Origin of the sequence: Octadecabacter algicola, assembly GCF_021532625.1 — a bacterium.
GTDB classification, from domain to species: domain Bacteria; phylum Pseudomonadota; class Alphaproteobacteria; order Rhodobacterales; family Rhodobacteraceae; genus Octadecabacter; species Octadecabacter algicola.
Map to the genome: position 1 here is coordinate 541,824 of NZ_JAKGAR010000002.1, position 25,749 is coordinate 567,572.

Here is a 25,749-nt window from a genome sequence, read left to right on the forward strand (position 1 = left end):
GGGATTCCTATGTCAGATATCATCTACACCAAAGTCGACGAAGCGCCAGAACTGGCATCCGCGTCGTTCCTGCCAATCATTCAAAAATTCGCCGCGGCTGCTGGCGTGACAGTTGGCACCAAAGACATCAGCCTTGCTGGCCGCGTCCTGGCAACGTTCCCCGAGAAGTTGACCAAAGAGCAGTTTCAATCCGATGACCTGGCTGAACTGGGCCGTCTGGTGAAAACACCAGAAGCAAACGTCATCAAGCTCCCGAATATCTCTGCATCTGTTCCACAGCTGAAAGCGGCGATTGCTGAACTTCAGGCCAACGGTTTTGACGTTCCTGATTATCCAGATGCGCCGACAACTGCAGAAGAAAAAGACATTCAGGCCCGTTACGACGGCATGAAGGGTTCCGCTGTGAACCCTGTTCTGCGCGAAGGGAACTCGGATCGTCGCGCGGCCAAGGCTGTTAAGACATTCGCACAAAACAACCCGCACCGCATGGGTGAGTGGACAGCCGACAGCAAGACCAAGGTGTCGTCTATGTCCGGCAATGATTTCTTCTCCAACGAAGTGTCTGCGACACTTGATAAAGAAGCGACAGCGAAAATCGTTCTGGTCACAGACGCAGGCGAAACTGTTCTAAAAGAAGGCGTTTCCTACCCTGCAGGCACCGTCGTTGACGCAACATTCATGTCTGCTGCAGCGCTTGACGCGTTCTTGGCCGAGCAGATTGAAGACACAGCCAAAGACGGCACGTTGTTTTCGCTCCACATGAAGGCAACGATGATGAAGGTCTCTGACCCGATCATCTTCGGCCACGCAGTGAAAGCATTCCTCGCGCCTGTCTTTGAAAAGCACGGCGCAGCGATGGCCGATCTGGGGGTGAACCCAAACGCCGGTTTGGGTGATCTGTTGGCGCGTATTGACGGTAATGCAGACATCAAAGCAGACATCGAAGCTTGCATGGCAGCCCGCCCACCGATGTACATGGTTGATTCCGACAAAGGCATCACCAACCTGCACGTCTCTTCTGACGTTATCATCGATGCATCCATGCCAGCCCTGATCCGCGCAGGCGGCAAAGGCTGGGGCCCAGATGGCAAAGAAGGGGACAGCAACTGCGTGATCCCAGACAATTCCTATGCACCTGTATACGACGAGACCATCAAGTTCTTCAAAGAGAACGGCAAGCTGAACCCTGCTACTGCAGGCACAGTTCAGAACATTGGTCTGATGGCGCAAAAAGCGGAAGAGTACGGCTCCCACCCGACAACGTTCGAAATGCCAGAGGCTGGCACAGTCAAGATGATCCTTGATGACGGCACAGTCCTGCACGAGCACAAAGTTGAAGCAAACGATATCTGGCGTTCTGCGTCTGCGCGCAAAGCGCCGATCGAAGACTGGGTAAACCTTGCGATTGACCGTCAAAAGGCCGAAGGCTGCGAAGCGATCTTCTGGCTGGACGCGAACCGCGCCCACGATGCTGAACTGATCAAATACGTTACGCCAATCCTTGAGGCCAAAGGCGTTGCAGATAAATTCACCATCATGGCACCACGCGAAGCAACGCGCGCCTCGCTCGAAACTATCACAGCGGGTAAGAATTCCATTGCGATCACAGGCAACGTTCTGCGCGACTACCTGACCGATCTGTTCCCGATCCTAGAACTGGCGACATCCGCAAAGATGCTTTCTATCGTGAAATTGATGAACGGCGGCGGCCTTTTTGAAACCGGCGCTGGTGGTTCCGCACCTAAGCACGTTCAGCAGCTGGTCGAAGAAAGCCACCTGCGTTGGGACAGCCTTGGCGAATTCTGTGCGCTGGGCGAAAGCCTTCAGTTCTTGGCAGATGCCAAGGGCAACGAAAAGGCCCGTGTTTTGGGGCAGGCGGTTGATGCTGCGACGCAGGGCATCCTCGACAATAGCCGTTCACCGTCCCGCAAGGTGGGTGAGCCTGACAACCGTGACAGCCACTACTGGTTTGCACGCTACTGGGCCGAAGCCCTTGCGGCGCAGAACAGCGACGCTGACATGGCTGCGCATTTCGCACCAATCGCAACGGCGCTGGCTGACGGCGAAACTGCGATCCTCGCCGAACTTGCTGCAGCACAGGGCGGCGCAGCTGATCTGGGCGGCTACTACCGTACAGACACAGCAAAAACAGAAGCAGTTATGCGCCCGTCTGCAACGCTGAACGCCATTATCGGCTAAGTCGTTAGACACTTAATCTAGGCCGCGCGTTCACATCGAACGCGCGGCCTTTTTTGTGCGCTCATTCTTCAAAGTGCGATTGAGGTTGTTTGCCGCTTCACTAAGGCTCCCCTTGAGCTAAGGGAGTGAAGAGATGGTAAGACATTTAAAGAAAACCGCTTTGGTCGCACCACTTCAGTCTGAGAAATCGCCGTGTTGGTGACCTATCTGGCCTGAGATAAAAGCAGACACAAAACGGGCGTGGCTCATGTGATCGACGGGGGCGAACGTCTGATCAGTCCGCATTGCGCACTGATTGCGTTTGAACACCCAGACCATCGATGCCAAGGCGCATCGTTTCGCCGCCCTTCAGGTATTTCTGTGGCGTCAGGCCCATCCCAACGCCGGGGGGCGTGCCTGTTGAAATCAGGTCACCCGGTTGTAGGCTCATGAACTGTGAACAATAAGCAATTAGGTGCGGGACTTTGTAGACCATCGTCGCCGTGGATCCGTTTTGGTGGCGGGTGCCGTCCACTTCTAGCCACATCGCGAGGTCGTCGTAGTTGCCAGCTTCATCCGGCGTCACAAGCCAAGGGCCGATAGGGCCGAATGTGTCGCAGCCCTTACCCTTGTCCCACGTGCCCGAACGTTCAATTTGGTAGGCGCGCTCTGACACGTCATTGATGACACAGAACCCTGCCACGTGGTCCATCGCGTCGGCCTCGTCGATGTAGGATCCGCCCTTACCGATTACGATGCCTAGCTCTACTTCCCAGTCTGTCTTTTCAGACCCACGCGGAATGACGACATCATCGTCAGGGCCAACAATAGACGACGTCCATTTGCTGAAGATCACTGGCTCGGGTGGTACTTCTAGACCGCTTTCAGCGGCGTGATCGGCGTAGTTCAGACCGATACAAACGAACTTTCCAGAGTGGCCCACACAGGCCCCAAGGCGCAGATCATCTTGTGGGGTGCCAGCCACGACAGGCAAAGTTGAAACATCCACCCCCTTCAGGCGGTCGATAGTTTCTGGCAGCAACGTGTCGCCTGCGATGTCATCGACATGCCCGGATAGATCACGCACACGACCGTCCACATCTAGGCAACCGGGTTTTTCTTGGCCGACCGGGCCATAGCGCAATAACTTCATGGGATCCTCAGGTGCTCGTGTTTCGTGTTCCTATCTTTCTGGGACGCAGAGAACGGCAATGCAAGGAACATGAGGTAGCTGCGGATCTATACTGCCTGCGCCTCAAGCCGTTCGACTTCGCTTCGCACCCCGCTCACGAGCGCCTTGGCAAATCGCGCCAAGCGCTGGTTTCGTTGATCATCCGCGTGGCGGATTAGATAGAACGATCGGGTAAGGCTGACGTGATCGGTCAAGATACGCCGCACGTCCTGTGTCGCGGGGAGCGAAAAGTCATGCATGACTCCGACGCCACCTGCTTGTTGAATCATGTTAACTTGCACGGACACAGAGTTGGATGCCATCGGCACTCGGCTTTGACCAATTTCAGCAAGATAATCCAATTCACGGTCAAAAATCATATCGGGGATATAGCCGACCATCCGATGAGATTTGAGATCCGCGATATTGGAAATCGGCGAGCGGGTCGCAAGGTAGCGGGCCGATGCGGCCAGGTGCAGTTTGTAGTCGGTAATTTTTTGCACAACCAACCGGCCGGCCGTCGGGGCGCTTACGCCGATGGCCATATCGGCTTCGCGACGGGACAGGTTAAAAACACGGGGCAGGGCGACAATCTGGATGTCGAGTTCTGGGTTGTCTTCTACGATGTGCGCGCAGACCTGCGGTAAGACGAAGTTCGCGCAGCCATCAGGCGCGCCGATCCGGATTTGCCCGCTTAGGTGGTCGCTTTGGTCCGCGACGTCCGCTGTCGCGAGGATCATCGCCTGTTCGGCAGCTTCGGCGCGGGCGAACAGTTGTTCACCTGCGGCGGTCAGTGCGTAACCCTGCGGTGATTTAACAAACAACGCGACCTGCAGTGCCTTTTCCAGCCTAGCCACACGCCGGCCTAATGTTGCGGGGTCTAGTCGAACCACCTTACCCGCCCCTGACAACCCCTGTTCGCGGGCCACGGCCAGAAACAGCCTTAGATCATCCCAGTTGTGTGCCACGTCGGTTTCCAATTCTATACCAGTAAGGCTTTGCAGAAATGCAAAGCTATTTTGAAATCTTGCCTCTTTCGCAGGCCTTTTTGCAAGGGTATCGTTGTGCCAAATCTGATAGGAGCACGGCAATGCAAGAACTCACGCACTATATGAACGGCGCCCACGTCAAAGGGACTTCTGGTCGTTTTTCTGATGTTATGAACCCCGCAACTGGTGAAGTGCAGGCAAAATGCCCGCTGGCCAGCGTAGAAGAGATGGACCAAGCGGTGAAGTTCGCGCAGGCTGCACAACCAGCGTGGGCCGCGACCAACCCACAGCGCCGCGCCCGTGTTCTAATGAAATTCGTCGGGCTATTGAACGACAACATGGACAAGCTTGCAGAAGCCCTGAGCCGCGAGCACGGCAAGACCCTGCCGGATGCGGCTGGCGATGTGCAGCGTGGCCTTGAAGTGGTTGAGTACTGCATCGGCGCACCAGAACTGCTTAAGGGGGATTTTACCGACAGCGCTGGCCCCGGTATTGATATGTATTCTATGCGTCAGGCTTTGGGTGTCACGGCTGGTATTACGCCATTCAACTTCCCTGCGATGATCCCGATGTGGATGTTCGCGCCAGCCATTGCGTGTGGCAATGCGTTTATCCTGAAACCGTCCGAACGTGATCCGTCCGTGCCACTGATGCTGGCCGAATTGATGGAAGAAGCAGGTCTGCCAAAAGGCATCCTGCAGGTCGTAAACGGGGACAAAGAAGCCGTGGATGCAATCCTGCATCACGACGTAATCCAGTCTGTCGGCTTTGTTGGTTCAACACCGATCGCCGAATACATCTATTCAACGGGCTGTGCTAACGGCAAACGCGTCCAGTGTTTCGGTGGTGCGAAAAACCACATGATCATTATGCCGGATGCGGACATGGATCAGGCTGCTGACGCACTGGTTGGTGCTGGGTACGGTGCAGCTGGTGAACGCTGCATGGCGATTTCCGTCGCGGTTCCAGTGGGCGACGAAACCGCGGATCGCTTGATTGAAAAATTGGTGCCACGTATCGAAGCACTGAAAGTCGGCCCTTATACGTCCGGTGCGGATGTGGATTACGGCCCAGTCGTTACTGGCGCTGCCAAAGCCAACATCGAACGTCTTGTGCAGACGGGCATAGATCAAGGTGCGGAACTGGTCGTTGATGGGCGTGACTTCAAGCTGCAGGGTTATGAGGACGGCTATTTTATTGGGCCGCACCTTTTCGATAAAGCCACCAAAGACATGGACATCTATAAGCACGAGATTTTCGGACCTGTGCTGACATGTGTTCGCGCCCAATCCTATGAAGAGGCAATCGGCCTTGCGATGGATCATGAATACGGCAATGGCACCGCGATCTATACGCGGGATGGCGATGCGGCACGCGATTTCGCGAACCGGATCAATGTTGGCATGGTCGGGATCAACGTACCGATCCCAGTGCCGCTGGCTTATCACACCTTTGGCGGCTGGAAGAAATCCGTGTTCGGCGATTTGAACCAGCACGGGCCGGACGCGTTTAAGTTCTACACACGCACCAAAACTGTCACCGCGCGTTGGCCATCGGGCATCAAAGAAGGCGGCGAATTTTCTATCCCAGTGATGGAATAAGAACCAAAAGGAGGGCGTCATGGACTTTGCATTAACTGAAGAACAGACTGCGATATTCGACATGGCCTATCAGTTTGGCCAAGAGCACATCGCGCCCTTCGCGGCGGAATGGGAAAAACAAGGTACTATCCCGAAAGAGCTTTGGTCCGAGGTTGCGGCCTTGGGTCTTGCTGGGTGCTACGTCTCTGAGGAGTTCGGCGGATCCGGTCTGTCCCGACTGGATGCAACGATGGTGTTTGAAGCCCTTTCTATGGCTTGTCCGTCGGTCGCCTCGTTCATTTCGATTCACAACATGTGTGCAGGGATGATCGACAAATTCGGGTCCGAAGGCATGAAATCCGAATGGCTTCCTAAGTTATGCAGCATGGAAAAGGTCGCGTCCTATTGTTTGACAGAACCGGGGTCCGGGTCAGATGCGGCGGCATTGCGCACAAAGGCGGAAAAGAGTGATGGGGGATATGTGCTGTCAGGCACCAAAGCGTTCATTTCTGGCGGCGGTTATTCTGATGTCTATCTTACCATGGTGCGCACGGGCGAGAACGGCCCGCGTGGTATTTCCGCAGTCTTGGTCGAAGACGGCACCGATGGTCTATCGTTTGGTGCACTAGAAGAAAAAATGGGTTGGCGGGCGCAACCGACACGACAAGTGCAGTTCGATGCCTGTGCTGTGCCCGCCGCCAATTTGGTTGGCGAAGAAGGCCGTGGTTTTAGCTATGCCATGGCGGGTCTTGATGGTGGACGACTGAACATCGCCGCGTCGGCATTGGGGGGGGCGCAGGCGGCTTTGGATGCGGCGTTGAATTATACCGGTGAGCGCAAGGCGTTCGGCAAGACGATTGATCAGTTCCAAGCCTTACAGTTCAAACTTGCCGAGATGGAGATTAAACTACAGGCGGCGCGGGTGTTCCTGCGTCAGGCCGCGTGGAAGCTGGACACAAGCGCCCACGACCGCGTGAAACACTGCGCCATGGCGAAAACTTTTGTTACCGATGTTGCGTTTGAAGTGACCAACGACGCGCTGCAGCTGCATGGCGGGTACGGCTATCTGGCAGACTACGGGATAGAAAAAATCCTACGTGATTTGCGGGTTCATCAAATTCTTGAAGGCACCAATGAAATCATGCACCTGATCGTGTCGCGCCAGATGATCGAAGACCGCGGCTAAGTGACCGCGCTCAACGGACCTTGGAAATCGAGGCTCGGTGACAACAGTATTACGTCTCCGATCTCGCGACCGATTATCGTCGCAAGGTCAGGTCTGCCGATGAATGTCGCAGGTGTCGTTACTGCCATCCGCAACGCGGCTTGCAGGCCTAACCCGACATCGCGCACCAACCGCTGAACCCCTTGGGCTTGGGATACATGTGCGCCTGCTAGGTTGCCCTCGGAATTGACGAGTTTGCCGTCCATAACGGTGATCGTGTCGCCGTAGAGATCGAAATGATCTGGCCCTCCAACCGTCGCCATAGCATCCGAGACTAGGAACATGCGGTCAGGGCAGGGACGCGCGCGGATCGCCAATGCTAGCATTTCGTTCGATACATGATGCCCATCGCAAATGACGCCGATGTGGCAATCCGAATTGATCAAGGCCCCCACCGCGCCGGGCGCGCGGCCCGTCATCTGGGACATGGCATTGAACAAATGGGTACCGCAGGTGGCGCCTGCTTTAATAGCATTAGTGATCGTTTGCGCCGAAGCATCGGTGTGGCCCAAGGAGACTATGGCTCCCATTGTGACCAGCGCTGAAATCTGGGCCATCTGTGCAGCCTCTGGCGCGAGAGTAATCTTCACGGGCATGCCTGCTGCGTGCAAACCTGCAATGACATCAATAGTGCGATCATCCAGATCGCGAATGAAATCGGCAGAGTGCGTTCCGCGACGAGCCAATGAAATATGCGGCCCTTCGATATGCAATCCGATGATGCCATCTTGTCCAAAGGCTGCAACTGCAGCACTGGCAGCTTGGTCCAAAACATCTGGGTGATCGGTGATGACAGTCGGCAGAATGGCGACTGTGCCAAGTCCACGATGGGCCGCCGCGATGGACTTTAGCCCGTCTGGGGTAGGGGTGCTGTTGACCATGACGCCGCCACCGCCATTCACTTGAAGGTCGACGAAACCGGGGGTCAGGGTGCCGCGAAACGCCAGTGCCGACCTTGGTACGGGCGCGATTTCAGTCACTTTTCGATCCTGCACACGCACGGCCAAACCATCGTGCAACGTTGTTCCATCAAAAAGTTGGTCAGGGGCGATCCATGTATCAGTCATTTCCGTTTTGCCATGCGGCATAGGCCGCTCCTCTTGCGCCGCTGGCGTCCCCGCCTTGGGCGAGAACGATGGGGGGGACTACAAAATCACCGATTTGGGCATCACGGGTGACGCGTGCCAGATCATCTGTGATGCATGCAATATTACTAAGCCCGCCTGCCAAAACTATGACATCAGGATCAGCGGTCAGGATAAGATTTCGCAAAAGATCAGCAACCAATGTGAGCCAAACCTGCCAGATCCGCTCAGCATCAGGTGTGCCTTTTGCGGCGACCTCGCGGGCGGTCATTGCGGTCCCTGATAAGGCCAAGGCCAGGCGTTCCATGCCCGGACCCGATACATAAGTTTCAACACAACCGACAGCGCCGCAACCGCAAGGCACCAGTGGCAACCCGTGTTTTGCCACTATGTTTGCGGACAGGGACGTATGGCCGAATTCGCCGCCGGTTTGGGTCGCTCCGGATCGCAGTTTGCCATCAACCGCGATTCCGCCGCCAACCCCCGTGCCAAGGATCACGGCCATAACTGTCGCATGGTTCTTGCCAACGCCGAACACAGCCTCTGACAAGGTGAGAGCGCGGCTGTCATTGATATAGGTTATATCCCGTCCAAGTATATGTTCGATGTCCTTGGGGATTGATTGCCCATTGGCGCAGACATTTGCGGTCAGGGCATTGCCTGTGTGCGGGTTGATCAAGCCAGCCGCACCGATCCCGATGGGTAGGATTGCCCCTGCAGTGTCGTCCGCCCATGCAATCAAATCGGTTACAACGGTCAGTAAGGCAGCATAGTCCTTTGGCGTTTCAACCCGCCGTTTGGCTGCGGCCTGCCAATTCGCATCAAAAACCTGCGCTTCGATTTTTGTGCCGCCAAGATCGAGCCCAATTGCGTTCATTTCGCAGCCTCAAGACAGGCGAATGCGACCAGATATGCAGGGCCCTTATTTGTGGAATGTTGCATTCGTTCTAGTGCGCCTTGTTGGGGATCGATGACACAGTGATTCAACCTCAAAGCCGAACAGGTGTCGAGCGTTACTATAAGAAAGGTGCGAAGGCTGGTCTTAGTAGTCGCGTTCAAAAAAGATGCCGACGCTGGTTTCACCATCATTGGCCACCGATCCTCGAGCCGTAAAATTGCGGTCGATATCAATGTTAAGGTTGATTTCAGACGTACCATCCGCGCCCACGGTTACATCGGTGTAAACATTGTCCGAGATGTATTTCCCCGCGCGGACGGCGGCGTTGCCATCCTCGTCGGTGACAATGTCGAAATCGTCCAGATCAAGCCCCTCACGCAGGTTATTGATCACCCCACCATTGCCGTTGCCGGCCAGCGTAGCCACAGCGGACGCCAGTTGCACCGCCTGCAACGGCGAGATTGATGATAGGTCGCGGCCAAATAATAGCTGTGCGAGAACTTCGTCTTGCGGCAGTTCTGGTGAACTTTCGAAGAGCACTTCGATGTCATCCGCCGTGCCTTCTACGATGATGCTGATGGTGGTTCCTGTTGCGGCTTCAGTCGTCGCGACAAGCCGTAGGTAGGGCGAGAAATCACCCTGAAGTTCGGCGTAGCCTTCATCCAGATCGAAACGCTGCCCAAGAATATTCAGCCGCCCTCGCTCGAGTTCAAACCTACCGATTGGAACAATGTTGCTAGTGCTTCCGGTCAAGCGAAGCTGCCCGCCAAGTTCGGCATCCAAACCGCGCCCCCGCACAAAAATGCGCGAAGGTGCGCGGATTAGAAGGTCGATTGGATAGTCCGTGCCGCCTTGGGCCGTTTCGCTATCCGATGCCGTTACGCCGACGCTCGCGCGGGCAAGCGTTCGTTGAACGTCCATCGGAACGCCTAGATGGGTGACTGCGGGAAGACTGCCCAAAGCACTGACACCGGTTGATGGGACTTGCACTTCAACATCCCCGAGATCAATCAGACCCGAGATTGTCGCCCCGCCTGCCAATGGGCCGTTTAGGCCGATCTGCCCCTGTGCGGTCGCACGGTATAGCGTTGAATCTTGCAGAACATAGTCCGAGATTCCGACCGTAATTGCCGCTTGGTAGGGGGCGGAAAGATCGATGGGGCCAGTGATGCTAAGATCGCCGCCTGTGGCACCTTGCCCGCTGAATTCAAAGCGTGCGGTTCCGCCCGCCAGCGTCAAAGTACCATTGATGTCCTCGAGGGTTTGTCGAAAGTTAGGTGCAATAAAGCGTGCGTTCTGAATGCGAATAGGGCCGCGAACCGAGCTTAATTGTGCAGGACCTTGAATGGTCAAATCATATTGTGCCAACCCACTGACTTGGCGTGGCGCGATATAGATGTTTGCCAGTGCCATAAGAGCCGATCCCGCTACAGACATATCGAATATGCCCGCGTTTGAAACTCGTCCCGTTGCGCGCGCGGATGTATTATTGGGACCGGTCGCGTCGCCAGATACTTGCCAACCAGCGCTATCTTGTTGGGCGGCGATTTCGGCCACGACTGGTCCTGAAAAGTCGGACACAAACAAAGAAATGTCGCGCAATCTGGCGGATAAGTTCGCCACTGTATCGCTGCCTGTTGTCGTGATCGCGCCTTGCGCCGTTAAGTTCGGGAACACCACATCCAAAGCATCAATGCGCAAACGACGGGCCTGCGATAGGCTCACGCCAGCGCTGATCCGGCCAAGCCCCGCAAAAACGGGATCAAGCGCGGTCGACGCCAGTTTAATATTTTGCGTTTGGGCGGTCACATCCGCATCCAACACGCCAGTTTGCGTGACGTATGTTCCCTCCAGATCAACTGATAGCCCGCCCGCCATACGTTGCCCGACGACCGCGCTATAGGCGCTCAGGTCTGTGGCGGAAACGGTACCATCACCGCGAACGACGTAACCTTCGTCTTGCGGTGTTGCGATGCCCCGAAAGGCCGCATCAACCCGCGGTGCGGAGGCCGACGTGTCCAGGATGATGACGCCATTTTGGTCGGTTTCAACTTCTAGGTTCAGCGTCGCAGGGCCAGACAAAGACGGACTAATCAACGACAGCTCCGTTAGAGCGGCTTGAAGTGTCGCGGTAGCGCTCTCTGGGGTTATCTCGCCACGTCCTGATGCCTCGACCCCTTGTGATTGAACTTGCACGTTCCGCAACCGCGTACCGGTGGTGTCGCGATCAACTTGCAACGCCACCGTCGATGCGCCCGTCAGTAATGGGTCAACCTGATCAATCCCAAATGCAAGGTCCGTCGTCTGACCGCCAATGTACAGTTCAAAAATTCCATCAAAAGGCTGTACGTCACCGGACAATTCGATCTGTCCTGCACCCGAAAGATCAAGGGTCGTAAGCTCCGAAAATCGTGACAGATCAGCGGCATCCACAGTCATTTGTGCGCGCGTCCAGAACCGATCATCAGGCCCTTTGACAATTGCATTGCCACTTACCAAAAGCCCCGCACCCTCAAGAGTGATGGCGTTGATCACGAAAGGTTCCTGTTCAAGTCGTCCCATCGTCAGCGTGCCGGAAATATCCTGCCCGAGCGCTTCTGATAATGCAGGGTCCGCAAGCGCGAACCCTCGTGCCGCGTAATTCAGGTCAGCAGTGAATCGCCCGCGCGTTTCGTCCGCACCTGGGATGATTATGCCACCTCCGGAAAGTGCCAAAGTATCGATAGATAAACCGTCTTGTTCCAGCGAAACGATATCAAATGCGCCAGTCCATTCGTTTCCGGCTTCGACGTCATAGGTCACGTCCAGTGACATGCTGCGGACTTCGGTTTCGCTTCCTGCGATAGGTAAAAGGACGGGTTCTTGGGTGCCAGACCCGACTTGCCCACGCAGATCAATTGCTTCTGGCCACCCAGATGCATCAAAGCTGGCCGTGCCGCGTAGGGCAATCTGATCCGCAGCAATCGTGAGGTCAGATAGGTCGACACCGCCGCCGCCAAACTGCGTGCCTTCAAGTCGTAAAACGGAGTTGGTGCCAAAGAACGGATCGTATTGGGACTCCAAAAGTGGCCGCACGTCACCGCTCAAGTCGATTGCAAAATCCTGATCAACTGATCCGCTTTCGCGCGACAGGGCAACGGTGCCCGTCACCCGATCAACGTCATCCGTGGCAAGCGCAATGTCGGCCTGAAAATCATCGAGTGGGGCATCGCCGGCGATATCCAACCTCACAGAGGGGCGGTCCGGAAGCCCTAGCATTCGCGCCGCGATCCCATCTTCGCCTTCTTGGGCATCTAAAAAGAGGGCCAGTTGGCGGTTTTCATCTTCATAAGCGACGTCGATTTCAAAAGCGCCAACTTTGTCATCAATTCGTTCCAATTGGAGTTTCGCACTTCCCGCGCCACCCGCAAGAACCATCTCGCCCGAAAACCGAGCAGCAATGGCTTCACCTAAAAGGTCCTCTGTCAGGATAATCTCATCCGCCGTTACCGCATCAATGTCGATGGAGACGGGCAAATCCGGAAGGGTGAATGGTTCTGCTGCGGCAGACGAGAGATCCGTTTCGTTGTCGGATACCGGAATTCGGAACAATTCGATGCGGTCAGCGCTTAGTTCTTCGATTTCGACGCGTCCAGACAAAAGCGCGGATCGGTCCCATGTGATCGTAAGCCCATCAAGGCGCAACCATACGCCGTCAGCGTCGGCCAAAGTGATTGCGTCAGCCGTCGCTTGGGAACTTAGCGCGCCCTGAAAGTTGTCCAGGCGAACCGTGAGGTCATCGCTTGAAACGGTGTCTTCAATCAGTCCGGTAATGAAATCACGATCATCTTCATTGGTCTGAGATGCGGCAAAGTCTGGCGCGATGCCAACACAAATGACCACGGGAACTGCCAGCAGTCTGCGCATCAGAATGCCTGCCCGATACCGATATAAACTTCGAGTTGTTTGCCTGCATCGTCCCCACTGGTGGGCGTCGCAAGATCAAGCCGTATTGGTCCGATGCCTGTGTCGTATCTTACACCTATACCTGCACCGCTGTGCCAATCTCCGTCCCCGAGGTTTAGCGGGTCTGCCCCGATATATCCGGCGTCATAGAAACCGACCAATCCGATGGTGTCGGTTACGCTGACCCGTGCTTCCAGTTGGGTCCCGATAAAAGCGGTGCCGCCGATTTCATCGCCATTTCCCAAATCAACGGCCAAGGACTGGTAGGATTGCCCGCGAACCGTGCCGCCGCCACCTGAGTAGAAGAGGTAACTTGATGGGACGTTCTCGGCGTCAGCGCCAATAATCGCACCCAGCTGCCCCCGTGCGGCAAGGGTAAATCGGTCGTCTTGTCCGAAGCTGCGATAAATGCGGCCATCCCCCACGACGCGCGCGCCGCTGTCGGTGTCATTGAAACCGGCAAATGGTGTGATGGACAGATTGGCATAAAATCCTGACGTGGCATCAAAGGCGTCGTTGCGGCGATCAAGCGTTCCTGCGATCGGCAGGTAGATAAGTTCGTAGTTGCGATCGCCCAAGTCGTCCGAAATCTCACCGACCTCGAAGCCTAGACCGTACTCCAAGATCACATCATCGCGGATGCGGCGTATGATGCCGGCTTCGACGCTGACGTCGCGGGCAAAGTAGGTGGGTTCGTCCAGCTGTTCCGCCGTCGCGTTGATATAGAAATCTGTATCTTGTCGAAATGTAGCGGGCCGCAGGAATGTTGCCCCAAGGCTGTAATCAATACCGCCTGTACCGCCAGACAACCCCGTGATTTCGCCATCGATGCGCAACCTTTCGGCCCCGCCCAACAAGTTTCGGTGCAGCCAGTAGCTCGACAGTGTTAGCCCCGATACAGAAGAATACTCTGCACCAAACCCGATACGGCGCGGCGTTTGTTCAACCACTGATATGGTTAGTGGCAAGGTGCCGTCTACCGCGGTGTCGCTTTCGATAACGGCTGCAGAGTTAAACGCCCCCGCGCGGCGCAGGTTGTCTTCGGCGCGATCAATCATTGCAGGATCGAAACCGTTCTTAGGAATGCCTGCAATCGCAAGGACACGTTCCGTGCGCACCGCCGAGTTGCCCTCAACTTCGATTGTTCCAAAGGTCAGCTCTGGTCCGGGATCGATTGTGACGGTGACATCAAGTTGACGATCAGGGTGGCGTGCGGTGATGGATTGTCCAGATGTTCGCGCCAAAGCGTGACCGTTACTGCGCCATGCGGCAACAGCATCGCTAGCCGCGTCGCCAATGGTGTCGGACCGTGCGGTGCTGCCCGTGCTAAACGCTTCGGGCAATTCGGTGCCGCTGGCGAGGGGGGCAATATCGGTGCGTCCAAACGTGAACCGCGGGCCAGGGTCAACCTTCAAGACAACTGTGGAAACCGAACTGCGTGTGATTAATGGATCAAGATTTGCGGCCTCAACACCGTCCACAAGGATCGAGATCGTGCCGCCGTAATACCCTTCGGCGTAAAGCCCGGTTAACAGACGGCGATAGTCAGCACGGGCGGCGGCTACATAATCCTGCGGTGATTCAGTGCCTTCGTCTTCCAGTGTCATCGTTAATGATGCGGTGCGCAGCGTCGACCGTAAATCGGCCGCATTGTCCGGAAGTTCTAACGTCACATCCTGCGCCACGAGCGCCGAAGGGGCGATCAGGAGGCAAAGTGCTAATATTCTGTGTGAACTGCGCATGTTCCGCTCGCGCCTGACTTGTTTGTTAGTTCTTACCTATCGCACTGTGTCGGGCTGTGAAACGACAAAGCAGCCATAAGCGTCGCATTGCCGATCACAATGATGACGATTCCGTGCGTTTTGACGTCGCCCATGCTCTTTACCTGCATCGCGGTCGGGGGCAGGGTGGTGGCATGGGATATTTGATTGATAATCTGCAATACGCGAACTGGTCCGAAAAAGTTTTCCGCCAAATGCGTGAGGGCGGTGTGGACGCAGTGCATGTCACGATCGTCTACCACGAAAGCTTTCGTGAAATGGTCTTGCAGCTTGAGGCATGGAACAAGCGGTTCGAGCAATTCCCCAACCTGATCATGCGCGCCACCACGGCGGCGGATGTCGAAACGGCGCGTGCAACGGGGCGCACTGCAATTTTCTTTGGGTTTCAGAACCCTAGCCCAATTGAGGATGACATCGGCCTGATTGAAATCGTCCATCAAATGGGCGTGCGGTTCATGCAGTTAACCTATAATAATCAATCGCTTCTCGCGTCTGGTTGTTATGAGGATGACGACACGGGCCTAACTAGATTTGGTCGTCAAGCTGTCACTGAAATGAATCGCGTTGGTCTGGTCATCGACATGAGCCATTCTGGCGACAGATCTACACTGGAGGCCATAGATGCGTCGTCGCGACCGATCGCCATTACCCACGCCAATCCCAGTTGGTGGCACCCCGCGCTGCGCAACTTTGATGACACCGTTTTAAAAGCGCTTGTCGCTCGCGGCGGTATGCTGGGGTTTTCGGTCTATCCGCATCACCTAGCAGGTGGGTCGGACTGCACTCTGGACAGTTTCTGTCAGATGATCGCGGAAGCGGCTGACCGTTACGGCGCTCAAAATCTCGGGATCGGCACTGACTTGTGCCAAGATCAACCAGACAGCGTCGTTGAATGGATGCGAGTTGGGCGGTGGTCCAAGGCGATGGATTATGGCGAAGGATCTGCTGCTGCTCCCGGGTTCCCGCCTATGCCGGCGTGGTTCAATGACAATCGTGATTTTGGAAACGTGACCAAGGGGTTGTTGGATGTGGGCCTGTCCCAAGCGGATATCGATGGGATCATGGGTGACAACTGGCATCGCTTTTACGCCGAGAATTTCGGCCCAGAGGTAGGATGACGTGCGGGGCCGCAATAGTTGAATTACGTCCTCCATCGGACGTAATGCGCCTGCGCCGTATGGGAGCATCATTTCCGACGCGACTGTCATTCCTGCGAACCTTGTTGCGGCGTTTGGCCGCCGAGCAGGCTAAAATTAAGCGTCCTGTTTGGAATATCGACGCTGAGGGGTTTGGCCATGCGGTCTATTGCGTCGAACTGGGCGGATTTACGTATTCTCTGGTCGCGGTCTCAACAGATTTGCCGCCCGAGCAACGCACAGACCGCGTAATCGCGACCGCATGGGACACGACCTATGTTCTATATGATGGGGTGCCAGATCCCGCTGAAATTGCGCGGATCGTCGCGCGCGCCCCGAAACAAGAAGCCGCGCGTTTTACAGAACGCGACCTTGTCCTGAGCCGTGCCAACAAATCGGTTAGGCTGTTTGCGCATGTGATTGAACGGCTGCAAGCCGGCAAGCAACCTGACGCGGATTTGGTCCGGCAAACAGGCTATCTCATGCGCACCACAGCTGTTTACGGAAACGGCAAGTTTGGCATCGCTGACCGCAGCGTCATCGCCGATAGGCCAGGGCTGAGCGGACCGTTCATGGCCGAAATGCTGACCGTTTGGTTGATCCGCGAGTTCACCCATGATCTGGTCGAACATATCGGAGGCGCAACGCTTGCCCCCAACCTGAAGCGACACCTTGGGATCGGAAATTCGACAGGGTTGGGCATGGCGCCGTTCCTTGTGTCGCACCCGATATTGCTGAACGCATGGGTTACGGCCCGTGAAACAGCATTGGCGCGGGTAAGAGCGATCCCAGCGTTATCATCCGATCAAGTTGAACGGATTTATACACTTACCGTTCGTGCTGCCGAACACTTGGCACAGTGGGACGTGCCTGACGCAATAGGCCAATCCAGAATCGATGTGCTGCGCCGTGAATGGCCACAGGTAGCGGCGCTCATGACACCGGACGCAATGTCGGGGGCAGATCCTTTGGAACATCTGTGGCAATCGGCGGCGGGCGTTTCCATCGACACACAAGAACTGCTTGCCGCGTTGTTGATCGAGCCCTTTGGGGCGTTGGTGGATGATCTTACTGACGAGATGGCGACCGACCAAATCGCGGAACTCGCCCCAGCGATGACTTGCGCCGAACTTCACGTAATCTTGACGCGTGATTGGGCATGGGCGGAGCGGGATTTCGACGCAAAAGAGGCCTGTTCACAGTTCTGGTACGTGTCCCAAGCCAAAGCTGAACCGCGCTTTGGATTGCGCCACGAAGATCCTGGCGCTGAACTTGAAAGCCCCTTAGATATTGCACGGCAGGTCAGTCGTTTGACTAAGGACTTGTCCCATAAAGGGACCGTCGCGGATTTTTTGGCGATCCATCCCCATCACCGATCTGCCGTGCGGCGCGTTCAATCGCACGCACATGCACCTTACAGCGAAATTCGCGACAATCTAATTGGTGAGGAATGTCTTCCAATTGATATGCTGCGCTGCAAGTTGGCATTTTTTGGCGCCGCGAAATTCGACCCAAAGTCAGATCGCTGGACACGAGTTACCTTGTGTCAGGGCGCGCCCTTGGCGGACGAATTGACGGCTGGCAACGCCGATGATTGGTGGCTACCCACTTTCGCAGGAAGCAGCTGATGGAGCTTTCTGCAAACGAGATCACGACCCTTTTCCTAAAGGCTGCGCGTGGTGGTTCTGTGCCGCTGGGCTATTGCGAGGACTTGGCCGAAGCCGCACAGTTTATGAACCTTGATGTACTGACCCGTTGCCCGATTTTGGACAGCGCGGCAATGAACGTGCCGGTGGCGCTGGACTTGGTATTGGCAGGACGGGGGCCACGCACGGTCGTTGCTGAACACGCGGTGATCCAAGCCTATGTTACAGCCTACGAAACACGTCTCGCCAAAACGTTGCATTGGCAGGTAACCGAGACTGGCGCGGCATTTGAAAGGTTTCATCACGCGTTGCCAGCAAGCCACGCGCCCCTTGGGCGACGCAGAATGCCGGAAGAGCTGTTGAAACACCTAGAAAGTTTAGCGGCTAAAATCCTCGTGCCTGAAACCGAAAGTTCACGTGCGGGCGGTGCGGGGGCTGGGCTGACGGACAATGATTAGGCGAACGGCGCGTTGGGGTAAGTGACGTCTGCCAGATACAGGCCTTGGGGCGGGCAAACGGGACCACATTTGCTGCGATCCTTGGCCTCAAGTGCAGCACTCACATCATCGGGCGTCCAAGCGCCCACACCGACGCGTTCCAAGGTGCCAACAAAACTGCGCACTTGGTTGTGCAGGAATGACCGCGCCCTGACGTGGAAGTTGAATTCCAACGCCCCATCACGGCGCGCGACCTGTTCAACACGCAATTCATCCAAGGTACGCAACGGGCTGTTGGCCTGACAAATTGAAGACCGGAATGTCGTGAAATCATGCCGCCCCAGTAGGCGATCCGCCCCAGCCTGCATTGCCTCGCCATCCAAAAGCTGGCTCACTTGCCAGACCTTACCGGCCTCAAGCACAAGAGGCGCACGGCGGCACACCAACCGAAACAAATAGCGCCGCTCAACCGCGGAAAAGCGGGCGTGCCATTCATCATCGACCTGCACACATGCAACAATGGCCACAGGCGACGGTTTGAGATGATAGTTCAACGCCTCTGACAGGCGAAATGGGTCCCACGGTTTTTCCATGTCGCAGTGTGCGACTTGACCCAAGGCATGCACCCCTGCATCCGTGCGGCCAGCCGCGGCGATTTTGTGATCGCGCTTTTCCAATTTGGCCAAAGCGTCCTCAACCGCGCCCTGAACCGACGGCACATCGTTTTGGCGCTGCCATCCAGAGAATGGCACGCCATCATATTCAATTTTCAACGCAAAACGTGCCATACTTGCGGCTTAGGGGGAGATTTGAACTAATTCAATCCCTACACATCACAGGAAGCCGCGCCTATCTTGTTGTGAATTGGATTGGGAAAGGGGCTGTCGTGGTGATTGCCGACATTACAGACCGGCTGACAGCACCGTTTGGCGATCAGGTCATTAGGTTGGGAGTCACGGGGTTAAGCCGCGCGGGCAAGACCGTGTTTATCACGTCTTTGGTCGCAAACTTGTTGAATCGTGGGCGAATGACGCAGTTTCAGGCGGCAACCAATGGTGCAATTAAGGCGGCGTATCTGCAGCCCCAGCCAGATGATACGATCCCTCGGTTTGATTACGAAAACCACCTTGCCGCGCTAACAGCGAAAGAACCGCATTGGCCCAAAGGAACAGAGCGGATTTCAGAATTGCGCCTGTCGATGAAGGTCCAACCGACTGGGTTACTCGGGTCTTTCCAAGGGCCACGCACCATACATCTGGATATTGTCGACTACCCCGGCGAATGGCTGCTGGATTTGTCCTTGATGGATAAAGATTTTGCCACATGGTCAACTGAAGCGCTGGGCCGTGTCACGGGCCGACCTGCCGCTGAAGGGTTCACCAATGCACTCGCCGCTTGCGACCCGTCAGAGGGGTTTGAGGAACCGCAAGCGCAAGACATCGCAACAGCATATACCGCGCACCTAACCGCTGCGCGCGAGGCTGGGTTTTCAGATTGCACGCCCGGTCGTTTTCTCATGCCCGGTGATCTGGAAGGATCGCCGGTGTTGACGTTCGCGCCTTTGCCTTTGGTCAATAACCCGTCGCGCAAATCGTTGTGGCGAGAATTCGAACGTCGATATGACAGTTATAAACGTAATGTCGTGCGCCCGTTCTTTCGGGACCATTTCGCGCGTTTGGATCGTCAGATTGTATTAGTCGACGTTTTGGGCGCCATCCATGCAGGGCCGCAAGCCGTCGAAGACATGCGCGGCGCGATGGCCGATATTTTGTCGGCGTTCCGTCCGGGGCAGAACTCGTTCCTGACGCGATTGTTTCAGGGGCGGCGCATCGATAAAGTCCTGTTCGCGGCGACCAAAGCTGACCATTTGCATCATCAACAACATCCACAACTGACGGCCATCACGCAGGCCTTGCTGCGCGATGCGAAAGACCGCGCAGAATTCTCGGGTGCAATCACACAAGCGATGTCAATTGCAGCCCTTCGCACCACTGTCGAAGACACCCGTAACCACAACGGCGCGGCATTGGGGGTGGTGCGTGGACAATTGCTGGGGAGTGATAAGCACGCGGCATTCTATCCCGGTGCCTTGCCTGATGACCCTGCACATCTGCTGGGCCCCGCCCGCGCGGGTGCGGATAAATGGCTGAACGCCGATTACCAAGTCATGAGCTTTGCCCCAGCGCCACTGACCCTTAATCCCGGCGATGGTCCGCCGCATATTCGGCTCGATAAAGCGGTGCAGTTCCTGTTGGGGGATAAGTTATGACGGACACACCAAAAACGGGTCCGGTCTTGTTTGACCTTGATGAACCTATCAGCACGTCGCCCGCGGATGCCCCCGCGGTGCCTGACGTTGACCTGCCACCGACACCTGCCGCGATGCAACGGGTCGCCAGCCTTGCCGCTGCGCGCCCGAACCGTTTGGCGCGTTGGTTCTGGGGGCTTTTGGTCTCTCTCGTTGGGTTCTTTGTAGGTGTTGCCGCGTGGGATTTCATCATGGGGCTGCTGGAGCGCTCACCCTTCTTGGGGTGGATCGCGATCGGCCTGATGGGGCTGTTTTGCGGCGTGCTGTTGTTGATTGCTGTGCGCGAGTTTGCGGCGTTTGCGCGCTTGCGTCGCGTGGACCGCATTCAGACTGGCGCGGCTGAGGCGTTGGCGGATAACAATTTGACCCGTGCACGCAGCGTGACCGGTCAAATCACAACGTTGTATCGCAATAGAGATGACACCAGTTGGGGCCGCGAGGAGTTTAACAGCAAGCAAGCGGACATATTGGACGCCGATGGATTACTAGGGTTGGCCGAGACAACAATCCTTGCGCCGCTCGATGCCCGTGCGCGACTGGAAGTCGAGGCCGCAGCTCGTCAAGTTGCCACCGTAACGGCGATTGTGCCGCTGGCACTGGCCGATGTATTTACTGCGCTGACATCCAATATGCGGATGATCCGCCGTATCGCCGAGATCTATGAGGGCCGCGCCGGGACGTTGGGGACATGGCGTTTGACCAAACAGGTGCTGACCCATTTGGTGGCCACTGGAGCCGTTGCGGTTGGGGATGATCTCATCGGGTCGGTTGCGGGGGGCGGTGTGTTGTCCAAAGTGTCGCGTCGGTTCGGTGAAGGTGTGATCAATGGCGCGCTGACCGCCCGTGTTGGCGTTGCCGCGATGGAAGTTTGTCGCCCTCTGCCATTTAACACTGAGCGGCGACCATCTGTGACCAGCCTCGTAAAGCGCAGCCTGACGGGTCTTTTCGGAATGGGGTCGAACGGGAGCTAATCCGCCTTTTTAGAGGGTGAGTCCCGCTAGGCGTCGGGTTAAGACTGGCAATGGTTAACAAACCTCTGAAAATTTAGGCTTATCCCCGTGTATTTCCGGTTTGGCGAACCTTATCCCCAAGAAATGTCTTTACAGGTGTGGTTCGCTCGGCGCACGATATGTAGCAAGGGACGGACTATGTATTCGCCCCGATCGAGCGGGACACCAGATATAGCCCCTGCCAGGGCCGTCTGGATTGGACAGGAGGCGCAGGCCTATGGCACTCACCGAGCATTTCGACAACGTCGATGATATTCATCCGATTGATCTTTGCGAACACATTGCAGAGCATCACGAATGGGATTTCGACCGTATCCATGATGACCAGATTGCGTTTTCTATCGAGGGGCAGTGGCGCACCTATTCCATCACTTTGGCATGGTCTGCGTATGACCAGACGCTGCGATTGATCTGCACATTTGAGATGGAACCGCCAGCCGAACGGATGCCTGCGCTCTATGAATGTCTGAACCGTACTAACGATATGTGCTGGGCAGGTGCGTTTACCTACTGGGCCGAACAGCAGCTGATGGTTTATCGCTATGGGTTGGTTTTGGCGGGTGAACAGGTTGCTGGACCTGACCAAATCGACACAATGATCAACGCGGCAGTTTTGTCAGCAGAACGTTTCTACCCAGCGTTCCAGTTGGTGACATGGGCCGAACGCACACCACAAGAGGCGTTGCAGGTCGCAATCTCGGAGGCATACGGCCGCGCATAAGCGACGGTTTCATACAGGAACTACAACAGCTTGAACCCCCGTCTTGTGCGCCATAACCTGCGCCTAACAAGGCGGGGGTTTTCATGTCTTTAGAGCAAATCGAAACACGTGGCATGGTGCTGCTAGGCTGCGGCAAAATGGGGTCGGCAATGTTGGCTGGCTGGCTGTCCGGTGGATTAGCGCCGGATGCGGTTTGGGTGCTGGACCCATATCCATCCGACTGGCTTTTGGCGACGGGCGTGCACGTGAATGCAGGTCTACCGAAGGATCCAGCGCTCGCGTTGATTGCTGTGAAACCGCAAATGATGGGCGAGGCGCTTCCGTCAATGCAGGCGCTTGGCAATGGCAGCACAGTTTTCCTATCTGTTGCTGCAGGCACATCTATCGCGAGTTTTGAAAACGCGCTTGGTGCTCAAAGCCCGATCATTCGCGCCATGCCCAATACACCCGCCGCAGTTGGGCGGGGCATCACGGCGATTGTCGGCAATACCCATACTACAAACATGCAGTTGGATATGGCCGAAACGTTACTGAAGGCCGTGGGACAGGTGGTGCGTCTTGATGACGAAGACCAGATGGATGCTGTGACCGGGGTTTCTGGATCTGGGCCGGCCTATGTGTTCCATCTTATTGAAACCCTTGCGGCAGCTGGCGTTGCCGAAGGGTTGCCTGCCGAGTTAGCGATGAAGCTGGCGAAGGCGACCGTTGGCGGGGCAGGGCAACTGGCCGAAGACGCGGATGAAACACCCAGCCAATTGCGCGTCAACGTGACGTCGCCGAATGGTACGACGCAGGCTGCCCTTGAGGTCTTGATGGATGAGGGGAATGGCTTTCCGCCGCTTCTGCGCCGCGCCGTCAAAGCCGCCACGGATCGCAGTAAGGAACTTTCCAAATGAACGAGATATCCTTTGATGATTTTATGAAGGTTGATATCCGCGTGGGCCGCGTGATCCGTGCAGAGCCCTATCCAGAAGCCCGCAAACCCGCGATCAAAATGTGGATCGATTTCGGTCCCGAGATCGGCGAGCGTAAAACGTCGGCGCAAGTCACGGACCATTACACACCCGAGACACTTATCGGGCGGCAAGTCATGGGGGTGGTGAATTTCCCACCTCGCCAGATTGGCAAGTTCATGTCCGAAGTGCTGGTGCTTGGGGCTTATGATGCTAGTGGTGTTGTCCTCGTTGCGCCTGACAAAGAAGTCCCCGTCGGGGAACGTATGTGCTGACACAAAAGGAAAAAAGACATGAAAACGCTTTTGATTACCCGCCCTATTGCGGACGCTGTGTTGGACCAGGCGCGCGCTAAGTTTGACGTGACGGTTAACGAAGGTGGTACACTGACTGAAGCTGAGTGCGTTGCGGCCTTGGCGTCGTATGACTGCATTCTGCCGACTTTAGGCGATGCCTTTACTGCGGCCAGCTTTGCGGGCGATATCCGTTGCAAAATGTTGGGGAATTTTGGTGTTGGTTACAATCATATCGACGATGCTGCCGCCGCGGCGGCAGGGGTCATCGTTTCCAACACGCCTGACGTTTTGACAGATGCGACAGCCGATATCGCGCTGACGCTGCTTTTGGCTACTGCACGCCGTGCAGGTGAGGGCGAACGAATGGTTCGGTCTGGCGCTTGGGGTGGCTTTGATGTGAAAGGCCTGCTTGGCACCCACGTGACAGGCAAGACCCTCGGCGTGATCGGCATGGGGCGGATCGGCCAAGCAATTGCAGCGCGGTGCCATTACGGGTTTGGCATGGATGTTGTGTTTCATAACCGGTCCCCAAAGGTGACAGAGGTCCCTGCGCGCCAATTGGAAAGCCTACAGGCCGTTATGGAAACTGCTGACTTTGTGGTTGTCGCGACCCCCGGTGGTGCTGGCACGACCAAGCTCATCGACGCGGCGGCCCTTGCTGAGATGAAGCCCACGGGCATTTTCATCAATATTTCCCGTGGTGAGGTCGTTGATGAAACGGCGTTGATTGACGTGCTTGAAAAAGGGGCAATCACCGGTGCGGGATTGGATGTTTACGAAAACGAACCCCACGTGCCAGAACGCTTGATTGCGTTGGAAAACTGCGTGCTGCTGCCGCACCTCGGTTCCGCCACACAAGAAACCCGTCAAGCGATGGGGCAAATGGCGCTGGATAACATCATCGCGTGGTCAGAAGGCAAAACACCGCCTCAACAAGTGAACTAGTTAGGAAGTGCAGTCGGTGTCATCTAGGGCGTAACTTTACACTAACGTGTCGTCACTGTCTTCGACCGCTTCGCGCCAATGGCGGCGGCATAGGCTGACGTAAGTTTCATTGCCACCAATCTGCACTTGGTTGCCGCCCGTCACGACCTGACCTTGCGCGTCTTTGCGCACGACCATCGTCGCCTTCTTGCCGCAGTGGCAGATCGTGCGCACTTCGCGCATCTCATCTGCCAGCGCCAACAGGGCCGCTGATCCGGGAAACAGTTCACCCAAGAAATCGACGCGCAATCCAAATGCCATTACGGGAACGTTCAGATCATCAACCACACGGGCCAGTTGCCAGACCTGTTCTTTGCTCAGGAACTGGGCTTCGTCGATAAAGATACAGGCACAAGGGCCGTCCTCTAATCTCGCTTCGATCTTACGAAACAGATCATCATTCATGTTGAACGTATCCGCATCTTCGCCAATGCCGATTCGGCTGGCGATTCGACCTTCGCCCGCACGATTGTCGAACTGGGCGGTCAGAAGGTAAGGTTTCATGCCGCGTTCAACGTAGTTGTGCGCTGCCTGCAAAAGCACTGTCGACTTGCCGGCGTTCATCGTTGAGTAATTGAAATATAGTTTAGCCATAGTGGCGGAAAATGAACCGCCGCCGAGGCTGTTGCAAGGCCTCGGACGGCAGTCTTTTTAGTTTCGCCCGTGAGCGGGAGGGCGGCAAACACACCCGTACGAAACAACGAGCCAAGGGTCCGGGATGCAAATGGAAGACCATTCGACCTTGGATGGGGTCCAGTCCCTTGGCTCTTCGGCGTTGGGGACGCCGATCTCTTTGAAAGTTATTTGTCTTTTCAACTTCCCTTTGACGTTATATCTGTCAGGAATGGATGTTGCGGGTTATGGGAAAAGTCTAAGGACATTCCCCTCGCGATCGGAACAGGGGAATAGATTATGGCTGGCATGGGCAGCTACTTAAAGAAGCATACAGAAGCGCTCGTGAAGGACGTTGGTATTGAGCCAGCGTGTGAGCTAACTGGCAAATCTAAAGCGACGCTCGGCCGATACTACTCTGATTCTGAAGAACATTCTGATCGGTTTATTCCAGTTGATGCCGTTGCCCAGCTTGAAGCCGCAGCCAGCTATCCACATGTAACATCTGCCTTGGCAGAACTGCATGGCGCGACTTTGAACAAGGACGCGGCGATCAAGAACTCCGAAGGTGGAATCAACTCTGATGTCATTGCACTGAGCCAGCGGTTTGCGATGTTGATGACGGAATATCAGCAGTCCATTGAAGACGGCATTATCACAGTCAACGAAGCCAAACGCCTGCTGCGCGAAACGCTAGAGCTTCAGAAGGTGCTGATCGACATGAAACTGCACCTCGAAGAAGAGAACCATTAAGTCTCGTTAGATAAACGGGACGAATGGGACACCGCAGGCGG

21 protein-coding genes are annotated in these 25,749 nt (G+C 55.9%); 13 read left to right on the forward strand and 8 right to left on the reverse strand.

Features of this window, described 5'->3' with window-relative positions; all coding sequences use genetic code 11:
• Positions 1–9 precede the first annotated feature (9 nt).
• Positions 10–2,199 carry an NADP-dependent isocitrate dehydrogenase gene (locus L0666_RS09480; RefSeq protein WP_235261069.1) on the forward strand — a complete coding sequence of 730 codons (2,190 nt, stop codon included), beginning with the start codon at positions 10–12 and terminating at the stop codon, positions 2,197–2,199.
• A 274-nt stretch (positions 2,200–2,473) separates the two neighbouring features.
• Here the strand turns inward: L0666_RS09480 and L0666_RS09485 are convergent, their stop codons facing one another.
• Positions 2,474–3,331 carry a fumarylacetoacetate hydrolase family protein gene (locus L0666_RS09485; protein ID WP_235261070.1) on the reverse strand — a complete coding sequence of 286 codons (858 nt, stop codon included), beginning with the start codon at positions 3,329–3,331 and terminating at the stop codon, positions 2,474–2,476.
• An 86-nt stretch (positions 3,332–3,417) separates the two neighbouring features.
• Positions 3,418–4,317: a LysR family transcriptional regulator gene (locus tag L0666_RS09490; protein ID WP_235261071.1), complete on the reverse strand. Its 900-nt coding sequence runs from the start codon at positions 4,315–4,317 to the stop codon at positions 3,418–3,420.
• A 122-nt stretch (positions 4,318–4,439) separates the two neighbouring features.
• Here L0666_RS09490 and L0666_RS09495 point away from each other — a divergent pair, with 122 nt between their 5' ends.
• Complete coding sequence (locus L0666_RS09495) at positions 4,440–5,939, forward strand: CoA-acylating methylmalonate-semialdehyde dehydrogenase (protein WP_235261072.1); 1,500 nt, start codon at positions 4,440–4,442, stop codon at positions 5,937–5,939.
• Between the two features lie 19 nt (positions 5,940–5,958).
• Positions 5,959–7,104, forward strand: a complete 1,146-nt coding sequence (locus L0666_RS09500) for an acyl-CoA dehydrogenase family protein (RefSeq protein ID WP_235261073.1) — start codon at positions 5,959–5,961, stop codon at positions 7,102–7,104.
• Here the strand turns inward: L0666_RS09500 and L0666_RS09505 are convergent.
• The 4 genes from L0666_RS09505 to L0666_RS09520 form a co-directional block, all read right to left on the reverse strand.
• A complete protein-coding gene (locus L0666_RS09505; protein ID WP_235261074.1) occupies positions 7,101–8,210 on the reverse strand; it encodes an N-acetylglucosamine-6-phosphate deacetylase in 1,110 nt (369 codons plus the stop codon). The genes L0666_RS09500 and L0666_RS09505 overlap by 4 nt on opposite strands.
• Complete coding sequence (locus L0666_RS09510) at positions 8,203–9,105, reverse strand: ROK family protein (RefSeq protein ID WP_235261075.1); 903 nt, start codon at positions 9,103–9,105, stop codon at positions 8,203–8,205. Before L0666_RS09510 ends, L0666_RS09505 begins: the two co-directional genes overlap by 8 nt.
• A gap of 165 nt (positions 9,106–9,270) precedes the next feature.
• Complete coding sequence (locus tag L0666_RS09515; protein ID WP_235261076.1) at positions 9,271–13,032, reverse strand: translocation/assembly module TamB domain-containing protein; 3,762 nt, start codon at positions 13,030–13,032, stop codon at positions 9,271–9,273.
• Positions 13,032–14,813 carry an autotransporter assembly complex protein TamA gene (locus tag L0666_RS09520; protein ID WP_235261077.1) on the reverse strand — a complete coding sequence of 594 codons (1,782 nt, stop codon included), beginning with the start codon at positions 14,811–14,813 and terminating at the stop codon, positions 13,032–13,034. Before L0666_RS09520 ends, L0666_RS09515 begins: the two co-directional genes overlap by 1 nt.
• A gap of 173 nt (positions 14,814–14,986) precedes the next feature.
• On the opposite strand from L0666_RS09520, the gene L0666_RS09525 reads away from it, so the two are divergent.
• From L0666_RS09525 to L0666_RS09535, 3 genes are read left to right on the forward strand one after another with little or no spacing between them, the layout of a single operon-like run.
• Positions 14,987–15,970 (forward strand): membrane dipeptidase, encoded by a 984-nt coding sequence (locus L0666_RS09525; protein ID WP_235261422.1) that lies wholly within the window; start codon positions 14,987–14,989, stop codon positions 15,968–15,970.
• A 59-nt stretch (positions 15,971–16,029) separates the two neighbouring features.
• A complete protein-coding gene (locus tag L0666_RS09530) occupies positions 16,030–17,616 on the forward strand; it encodes a hypothetical protein (protein WP_235261078.1) in 1,587 nt (528 codons plus the stop codon).
• Positions 17,616–18,092 carry a DUF3726 domain-containing protein gene (locus tag L0666_RS09535; protein ID WP_235261079.1) on the forward strand — a complete coding sequence of 159 codons (477 nt, stop codon included), beginning with the start codon at positions 17,616–17,618 and terminating at the stop codon, positions 18,090–18,092. The genes L0666_RS09530 and L0666_RS09535 overlap by 1 nt, the downstream gene beginning before the upstream one ends.
• Here L0666_RS09535 and truA read toward each other — a convergent pair.
• Positions 18,089–18,859, reverse strand: coding sequence for a tRNA pseudouridine(38-40) synthase TruA (gene truA, locus L0666_RS09540; protein WP_235261080.1), 771 nt, complete (start codon positions 18,857–18,859; stop codon positions 18,089–18,091). The genes L0666_RS09535 and truA overlap by 4 nt on opposite strands.
• Positions 18,860–18,960: 101 nt before the next feature.
• On the opposite strand from truA, the gene L0666_RS09545 reads away from it, so the two are divergent.
• The 6 genes from L0666_RS09545 (at position 18,961) to L0666_RS09570 (ending at position 24,304) form a co-directional block, all read left to right on the forward strand.
• Complete coding sequence (locus L0666_RS09545; protein ID WP_235261081.1) at positions 18,961–20,340, forward strand: YcjX family GTP-binding protein; 1,380 nt, start codon at positions 18,961–18,963, stop codon at positions 20,338–20,340.
• Positions 20,337–21,350 (forward strand): YcjF family protein, encoded by a 1,014-nt coding sequence (locus L0666_RS09550; RefSeq protein ID WP_235261082.1) that lies wholly within the window; start codon positions 20,337–20,339, stop codon positions 21,348–21,350. Before L0666_RS09545 ends, L0666_RS09550 begins: the two co-directional genes overlap by 4 nt.
• A gap of 256 nt (positions 21,351–21,606) precedes the next feature.
• Positions 21,607–22,110, forward strand: coding sequence for a type III secretion system chaperone family protein (locus tag L0666_RS09555; RefSeq protein WP_235261083.1), 504 nt, complete (start codon positions 21,607–21,609; stop codon positions 22,108–22,110).
• A gap of 83 nt (positions 22,111–22,193) precedes the next feature.
• Positions 22,194–23,006, forward strand: coding sequence for a pyrroline-5-carboxylate reductase (gene proC, locus L0666_RS09560; RefSeq protein ID WP_235261084.1), 813 nt, complete (start codon positions 22,194–22,196; stop codon positions 23,004–23,006).
• Positions 23,003–23,338, forward strand: coding sequence for a tRNA-binding protein (locus L0666_RS09565; RefSeq protein WP_235261085.1), 336 nt, complete (start codon positions 23,003–23,005; stop codon positions 23,336–23,338). The genes proC and L0666_RS09565 overlap by 4 nt, the downstream gene beginning before the upstream one ends.
• Before the next feature lie 18 nt (positions 23,339–23,356).
• Positions 23,357–24,304 carry a 2-hydroxyacid dehydrogenase gene (locus L0666_RS09570; RefSeq protein WP_235261086.1) on the forward strand — a complete coding sequence of 316 codons (948 nt, stop codon included), beginning with the start codon at positions 23,357–23,359 and terminating at the stop codon, positions 24,302–24,304.
• Between the two features lie 36 nt (positions 24,305–24,340).
• On the opposite strand, the gene L0666_RS09575 is transcribed toward L0666_RS09570, so the two are convergent.
• Positions 24,341–24,937 carry a thymidine kinase gene (locus L0666_RS09575; protein WP_235261087.1) on the reverse strand — a complete coding sequence of 199 codons (597 nt, stop codon included), beginning with the start codon at positions 24,935–24,937 and terminating at the stop codon, positions 24,341–24,343.
• 318 nt (positions 24,938–25,255) lie between these two features.
• Here L0666_RS09575 and L0666_RS09580 point away from each other — a divergent pair, with 318 nt between their 5' ends.
• A complete protein-coding gene (locus tag L0666_RS09580) occupies positions 25,256–25,708 on the forward strand; it encodes a hypothetical protein (RefSeq protein WP_235261088.1) in 453 nt (150 codons plus the stop codon).
• Positions 25,709–25,749: the final 41 nt, after the last annotated feature.

Coding starts and splice junctions, on each gene's coding strand:
- L0666_RS09480 (WP_235261069.1), top strand. CDS start 10: ATGTCAGATATCATCTACACCAAAGTCGACGAAGCGCCAGAACTGGCA.
- L0666_RS09485 (WP_235261070.1), bottom strand. CDS start 3,331: ATGAAGTTATTGCGCTATGGCCCGGTCGGCCAAGAAAAACCCGGTTGC.
- L0666_RS09495 (WP_235261072.1), top strand. CDS start 4,440: ATGCAAGAACTCACGCACTATATGAACGGCGCCCACGTCAAAGGGACT.
- L0666_RS09500 (WP_235261073.1), top strand. CDS start 5,959: ATGGACTTTGCATTAACTGAAGAACAGACTGCGATATTCGACATGGCC.
- L0666_RS09505 (WP_235261074.1), bottom strand. CDS start 8,210: ATGACTGATACATGGATCGCCCCTGACCAACTTTTTGATGGAACAACG.
- L0666_RS09510 (WP_235261075.1), bottom strand. CDS start 9,105: ATGAACGCAATTGGGCTCGATCTTGGCGGCACAAAAATCGAAGCGCAG.
- L0666_RS09515 (WP_235261076.1), bottom strand. CDS start 13,032: ATGCGCAGACTGCTGGCAGTTCCCGTGGTCATTTGTGTTGGCATCGCG.
- L0666_RS09520 (WP_235261077.1), bottom strand. CDS start 14,813: ATGCGCAGTTCACACAGAATATTAGCACTTTGCCTCCTGATCGCCCCT.
- L0666_RS09525 (WP_235261422.1), top strand. CDS start 14,987: ATGGGATATTTGATTGATAATCTGCAATACGCGAACTGGTCCGAAAAA.
- L0666_RS09530 (WP_235261078.1), top strand. CDS start 16,030: ATGGGAGCATCATTTCCGACGCGACTGTCATTCCTGCGAACCTTGTTG.
- L0666_RS09535 (WP_235261079.1), top strand. CDS start 17,616: ATGGAGCTTTCTGCAAACGAGATCACGACCCTTTTCCTAAAGGCTGCG.
- truA (WP_235261080.1), bottom strand. CDS start 18,859: ATGGCACGTTTTGCGTTGAAAATTGAATATGATGGCGTGCCATTCTCT.
- L0666_RS09550 (WP_235261082.1), top strand. CDS start 20,337: ATGACGGACACACCAAAAACGGGTCCGGTCTTGTTTGACCTTGATGAA.
- L0666_RS09555 (WP_235261083.1), top strand. CDS start 21,607: ATGGCACTCACCGAGCATTTCGACAACGTCGATGATATTCATCCGATT.
- proC (WP_235261084.1), top strand. CDS start 22,194: ATGTCTTTAGAGCAAATCGAAACACGTGGCATGGTGCTGCTAGGCTGC.
- L0666_RS09565 (WP_235261085.1), top strand. CDS start 23,003: ATGAACGAGATATCCTTTGATGATTTTATGAAGGTTGATATCCGCGTG.
- L0666_RS09570 (WP_235261086.1), top strand. CDS start 23,357: ATGAAAACGCTTTTGATTACCCGCCCTATTGCGGACGCTGTGTTGGAC.
- L0666_RS09575 (WP_235261087.1), bottom strand. CDS start 24,937: ATGGCTAAACTATATTTCAATTACTCAACGATGAACGCCGGCAAGTCG.
- L0666_RS09580 (WP_235261088.1), top strand. CDS start 25,256: ATGGCTGGCATGGGCAGCTACTTAAAGAAGCATACAGAAGCGCTCGTG.